Below are 6175 nucleotides of genomic sequence, written 5' to 3'. Positions count from 1 at the left end.
TCGAGCGTAGACACAAACCGTTCTCCCGATCATCCGATCCGGGAGACTCACCCCACAGCGACCGCGCCGGAAGGTGGGACCAGAACACCGCTTACATTGGATCTCCGTCCGGCAGGGGATGGGGGCGAGCAAGCGGCGATAAACGAGGTCGAGGCGGCCCGGTCCGTCTCGGATGCGGACGAAGTCCGCATCGACGCCTCTCAGTGCCCGTTTGAGAATGCGCAGCGGCCTGTTGTCCTTCGCGAGCGGGCGATCCGCTGCACGTCCGCTCGCTCGTCATCGCTCAAGTTCCGCAGCCGAAGCGTCATGGCCCGGCTCCCAAGCAGGTCGACATGAGCCGTTAACAGCGGCCGAGAACGACAATCTCAGACCATTTGCCGGATGCACCACTTAGCTTTTTGACCGCGCTGTGTTTTTCCATGGCTCAAAAGTGAGCCCTGAAAATACATAATGCAGGTGGCGACCAACTGTTCTGTCGTCAGCCGTGGCAGCGCTCGAAAATATATAACGAGCGCTGCACACCACCTTATTTCGCGTAGGTGAAATCGGCCGAAAATACATAATACGTTTGCAGCATCATCCTTTTAACCTGAGACGACAACGACTTGGTGACAAACTGCATATAAGAGGAAAAGTGGTGTGCTCTAGCAACAGCCGCTCCACCGGGAGTTTGGTATCGCTAAGGACTGCCAGTCAGCGAGAGCCGCAGGTAACGCGGCAAATCGACTGCCGTAACGCCCCTTCGATACCAAAGAGATGCCGGAGGAAAAGGCTATCAGGCAGTACGCTGACGTTCAATGAAGCCGCGCAGCATGTCAGGAAAGAAGGGCAGCGCTGTCGCGCTCAACCTCGTCACCAAGATTTCGGATAACTCCCGCTGCCAGCAACCCTTGGTGAGGTGATAGCCGCTGACTGGTCGCCTCATGCGCAATCCGAACCAATTCGCAGCGTGTAGTAATGGTCTTCGACATTCCACGGCTTTGGCATCTGGGGGCGGCGGAGGGCTCGGAAGCGATCTGGGCTGTTCCCTCCGGCTCCTTGGATATGGTTTCAGCTCCCGCGGTTGCAACAGCGTCTCGGGCTGGCGGCAAATCCGCTCCTTGTGGGCCAATCACGGCAACCCGGCCAGTCCGCGAAATGTGCTGTCCGAAAAACACCAAGTCGCCCAACTGGTCAAAGTTGAGTTCAGCGATCCGCTGGTCCACTTCGTACTGCAATGCAGTGGAGTGATCAAACTTCAACTTTTGCAGGAAGGGCCGTACGAGACGAAAGCAGTCGATCGCCACAGATCGAATCAACGTAGGCGTCAGCGTTTCCTTTTGCATAGCCAGTGCTCGCATCTGGGCCAGCATGACCAAGCCGCTCACAAGCGCGGCAATCCCTTGGCTCTCCTCGTACAGCATGTCGCGGATCGCGGTGAAGCGTCCACTGCCGTCCTCGCGGTTCGGAATCGGGTTTTTGAGATACTGATATTCAAGAAGTGCTTCGCAGAGGAGATCGAACTCGCTCCCCTTCGGTAAACGATCCCAATAGATGTCACCAAAGCTGGAGACCCGCCGGGCTTGGCGAAATTCCTGGCCGAGAACCTTATCGGCTTTGGGAGTTCCGACGAATAGGATCGGCACCCGCAATCGGTTCATCAGGGCGACCAAATAGTTGAGGAGCTTGCGGTCGCTACCAGTCGCCGCCGAGCGGAGATTTTGGATCTCATCGATTACGAGGAGACCTATGCCGTGCATAGCACAGACCCGCGCCATTTTGACAACAAGGTTGTCGACGGCGGGGCTCTTGGAAAGATAGAGCCCACAATAGTCGGAATGGATCAGAAGGTCGACTGCTTCGAAAAATTGAAGACACAGGGCCTTCACCGAGCCATCGGGAGGACATTCAAGATGCAGCCAGGGAATCTGTGTACAAATAAACGGACGACCCTTATACTGACTGTGCCGCACAGCTTGTGGAAATAAATTGAGAACGGCCGATATTGCCGTCGTTTTGCCAATCCCACTTGGACCAATAAACGCTGAGCCCATGCCAGCCCCGGTAACGTTTAGATTCGGCAGCGCCAAGTCTGCTTTGAAGTCGGCAATGGCGGTTTCCAACCAGCAGAAGTATCGAGGATCGATTGGATTTCGGTTAACATACCCGGAGCGCAGGAGGAGGGAGACCTTGTCCATAAGGTCAAAATGCATATCAAGCGGCTGCAGGACGAAGCGGATCTGAGCAATCATGTGCATCCGTGTACGAACGCCCAGATGAGCGTGTTGTGGATCCCAGCGTGGTCGCTGAGCCAATCTGAAGGGGCCAGTTTCTTCATCCTCAATCGGCGGCAGTGCTTCCGTGAAGGGATTTCTCTGATAGCTCGGCACCAAAGGGTCACGGTAAACTGCCTCGATAATTGGTCTCGGACCTAGACGCGGTTCTTCAAAGCCCTGTGCGGTTTTTCTGAGTGGCATCACACATCGTCCTCGTTGGGTGGCAATCCGTCACGCACTCGGCGGAGAGCATTGACCCGGGACGGACGCGGAAGGTACTCGGCGTCAGGCTCGGCTGGAGGAATCTGCAACGGTGGATGCGTGGACTGCGTCCAGGCATCCGAGGCCCGGGAAGCGGCCAGTTCGGCCGCCCGCGTTTCCCTGAGCGCCTTTGTGGTCGGCTTGGAGGCGCCTCCCAACAGACGAAGGCGATCGGCTTTGGCAGCCCGGTCCAGGCGCTCCATGGCCTGCAGGTGAGACAACTCCACGTCGAGGTCCTCGGCCGTGGCGCGACGCAATCCGATGGTCAGACGCGCGAAGTAATCCTCAACCTCATCCAGGCTAAAGCTGCGGAAACGCTCAGACTTTCCCGTCAAGCGCCCCTCCTCGACTTTCCGGCCGCCATCGAGAAAGACTCGGACAGTGCTGACGTCGCGCCGGTCGAGACCGATGTCGTGTTGCCGGTAGTTCCGGCCTGGAAGGTTGTCGAACCAGCCGCAGCGTTCTGCGGTCGGGAACGTGTAATACAACTTTCCGATGCGGAGCCCATGCTCCGACTCCCGCCCCACGCCCCGCCACAGCAAGCGGCTTCGGATGTATTCCCGATCCCGCACCATGGGCGGTCCACAATGCGCAACGCCCCAATGCCACAGTTCCAGCGGAGTTGGCGGCCGTCCATCCGACGACACGTAACCGGGTGGTGGCTCCAGTACCCGGTGCGTTCGATTGTAGCGAAGGATGTAACGCAGCATGGCCTCTTTGAAACGACTTAATGTGTAGGTCGCATCACAACGGTGGCGCCGACGTTCACTGGGCAAGCCGTCCACCGACCCAGGCCGCCACTTAACGAGCTTGAGGCGAAGGAGATTAAAGCTGCTCTCGACCAGCCCCTTGAGATCGGGCCGGCGGGGCGGAAGTACCGAGCCCCGAAAGTCGAGGCTCTTGAGCGGGCCCTCGATGATCCGTGAGGTGTACTCGGGGCCGCGGTCGGACAGCAGTGCTTCGGGACACGCATATGGCAGTTCGTCGTCCGTGGCAATGATGTCGAACGCCTGAAGGAGCGCGATCTTGCTGGTCATCGCGCTTTCCATGGCCAGCATGGTCGGCTCCCAACCGGCATCCGCCAGTCCGATGTAAAAGCCGACGATCACATGGGAGTAGTGATCAATAACCAAATAAACGAGCGGTGTCCCGACGAGGTGACCAGGGTTCAATTCGCTGAGCAGATAAATGTCCGCAATCGTGGCATCAATCTGGAAGACCGCCCCTGGGTAGTAGGCGGCCCCGGAGGTCGTTCCGGTTACGGACCGATTTTCCAGCGGATAGGCACCACCCTGGTTGCGGCGCACGACCTCGACACGGGTCACGACGCGGCGCGCATAGTAGGCAAACTGCTCGACGGTGATCCGCTCTGCCGGCGGTGGAGCAACGCGTTCCGAAACGCCATCGACGTAACGGATCTCGCTGAAGTACGCCTTGATTGTGAGTTGGTAGGCCGTCTCCATAGAGTGGCCTTGCTTCAAGAATTTCAATGCCCCTTTGACGATGAGCTGACGTTTCGTCTCGTCTACGTTGACACCGGCGTGCCGCTCATGTTCTGGACCGTTCCTCGGTCGGCCTCGTTTCACGAAACCGGGTTCCCTGAAACGTCCCGGCGCTCCGCGGTTTCTGTACAAGGGAACAAGGGCATTGCGGACCTGGCCGAAACGCCACCAGCACCGCAGCCATTCACGTACCCTCTCGACGCCGATCCCTGCCTCCTGGGCGGTCGCGCTCACCAGAACTGGCGCTCGCACCGGATCCAGAATTGGGCGATGCGGGTCTGTCACAATCGACTCGAGTGCCTGCCAACGCCGGTCGCGTGCCTTAGCTTCGCACGGAGTCAGCTGGTCGTCGCAGAGCAGCGGAGGTGGCATTGGGTCCCCCGACGTTCGTGCAATCTCCCCCTGCTCCATCCGACTGACCACTTCATCGAGAGCCTCCCAACGTGGCTAGGCAAGCCGATCCCTCAGACGAAAGAGCACAATTCCGTTGATGGCAGGAACAACCCACAGAATCCGTTCAAGCGGACCGTCGATGCCGAACTCGACCTCCATCAGGACCTCGTTTGTCCTGAAGCTAGGCGCCGTCATGACACGTCTCCACTGACATAGCTACGCAGGTCACGGGTGATACGCAGGTCGTTGCGCGTGAAGGCAGGCGGCGGCGCCAGTGCGTCAATCCTCACTTGGAGGTTGGCGAGCCACCATTTCCGGGCCACCGCATGGCGGACTACGGAGAGGGCCAAGCCGGCGCGCAGCCCGAGCCGGTCATCGACCTCGGCGCATGCATGACCCAATGCCAGACCAGTGGCAGGATTGCTGGCGACGAAATCGAACACGATCCGTTCAGTCCGTTCGATTTCTGCAGTGTTCACCTCCAAGGCCTCTGGATGGTAATAGCGCGATACCCACAATAAATTGTCGATTAGAGGTTTCGGCAGTTCTGCCTCGGTCACCAACGACCACGGCACACCCTTACGGACGAAGTAGAGGCGCTCAATCTCCAGCAGTTCGAGAACACGGCTGCTCAAGAGTTTCTTCTGAGGTTTAACTGCGATGACTTCCAGGCACTGACCACGGACGGGATCCCGGACGGTCAGGAGGAAGTCTGTGGTGGGGACGATAGCCGCTCCGGATTTCCCAAAGGTGGGCAACCGAACACCGATTTCCGCGGCGATCGCTTCCACCTCGTCCATGTCGATCAACGGAAACTGCTCCCTTACATCTATGACCCTGTCGAGCCATTCTGAGGCGAGAAACGCTCCCAGCTCGATGCTGCTGAAGAAGACGTGAATGCGCCCCGTATGACGTCTGGTGACGCGAGTCGCGGTTCCTTGCGACGGCACGTCAGTGATGCCAAGCCAAGGACGGTATGAGGCACCCTGCCCCTGTCCGTATCCGGCCGCGATGCGCGGCTTCAGGTCATCTTTGCTGTAAAATCGCGCCATGCCGTCCTCCACTTTGGAAGACTAAACGCCACGCACATCTTTACCAGCTGTCACACATGGCGTAATTCTCAATGTATTGCTCATATATTTTATATTTTTGCGCTCAACACAATGGCTTTGCTGGTCGCAGCCATCCCTCTCAATTTGCGTTAAAGAAAAAATGAAAATTCGCACTACACGATTGGGCGGCGCATGTACCGGCTACGCTCCCAATTTTGACCAAAAGCAGCCCCCAGGAGGCACTCGGGGCCCCTCCCCAGGCATCTTCTCCAGGCACTATCAGAGTTTTCCAGCACATCGGCATGTTGCATGAAGGTAATAAGCATCCCAATCCCACTGCTGATCAGGTGAGACGGACGAAGTTCGGGCGTCCGAGCCCGACCATACGGTTCAGCACCTCGACGGCAATGGTGGCATCGGTGGCCTACGCGGCGTCGGGATGGCGCTCGGGGACCGACGCGTAGCCCCCAGTCCAGACTTAGGGGCTGTTTCCAGAACTCCGCCAACGTGCGTCTCCGCTAACCTGTGGTTGATTCGCCGACTTACGCTGGCGGATTTCCGTAACGTTCAGTATGCGCAAGACGGGCCGAAAGGCGCCTACCATGGCGCGAAAAACCTTAGAGCGCCTAACAAAACCATTTCTGGACGAAGCGCCAGCAGATGAGGCTGGCGGCGATGTGATGGAAGGCGGAGAAGATGTCGGCGCGCCGCT

General features: G+C 58.3%; 3 protein-coding genes and 1 pseudogene. All 4 read right to left on the bottom strand.

The annotated features are described in order from the left end of the window. Positions 1-815: 815 nt before the first annotated feature. On the bottom strand, positions 816-2456 hold the full coding sequence (locus J2852_RS31095) for an ATP-binding protein (RefSeq protein WP_209883135.1): 1641 nt from the start codon (positions 2454-2456) through the stop codon (positions 816-818). Next, positions 2456-4252: an integrase catalytic domain-containing protein gene (locus J2852_RS31090; protein WP_209883133.1), complete on the bottom strand. Its 1797-nt coding sequence runs from the start codon at positions 4250-4252 to the stop codon at positions 2456-2458. The genes J2852_RS31095 and J2852_RS31090 overlap by 1 nt, the downstream gene beginning before the upstream one ends. Positions 4253-4602: 350 nt before the next feature. Beyond that, positions 4603-5463, bottom strand: a complete 861-nt coding sequence (locus J2852_RS31085) for a TnsA endonuclease N-terminal domain-containing protein (protein WP_209883132.1) — start codon at positions 5461-5463, stop codon at positions 4603-4605. Positions 5464-6089: 626 nt separating this feature from the next. Continuing rightward, positions 6090-6175, bottom strand: a pseudogene (locus J2852_RS31080) (IS5/IS1182 family transposase); the annotation flags it as partial.

Source organism: Azospirillum soli, assembly GCF_017876165.1.
GTDB lineage: Bacteria > Pseudomonadota > Alphaproteobacteria > Azospirillales > Azospirillaceae > Azospirillum > Azospirillum soli.
This window is presented reverse-complemented; position numbering and strand designations above follow the sequence as displayed.

Bases quoted from the DNA above. Each gene is read 5' to 3' on its own strand.
- J2852_RS31095 (WP_209883135.1), bottom strand. From the start codon at position 2,456: ATGCCACTCAGAAAAACCGCACAGGGCTTTGAAGAACCGCGTCTAGGT.
- J2852_RS31085 (WP_209883132.1), bottom strand. From the start codon at position 5,463: ATGGCGCGATTTTACAGCAAAGATGACCTGAAGCCGCGCATCGCGGCC.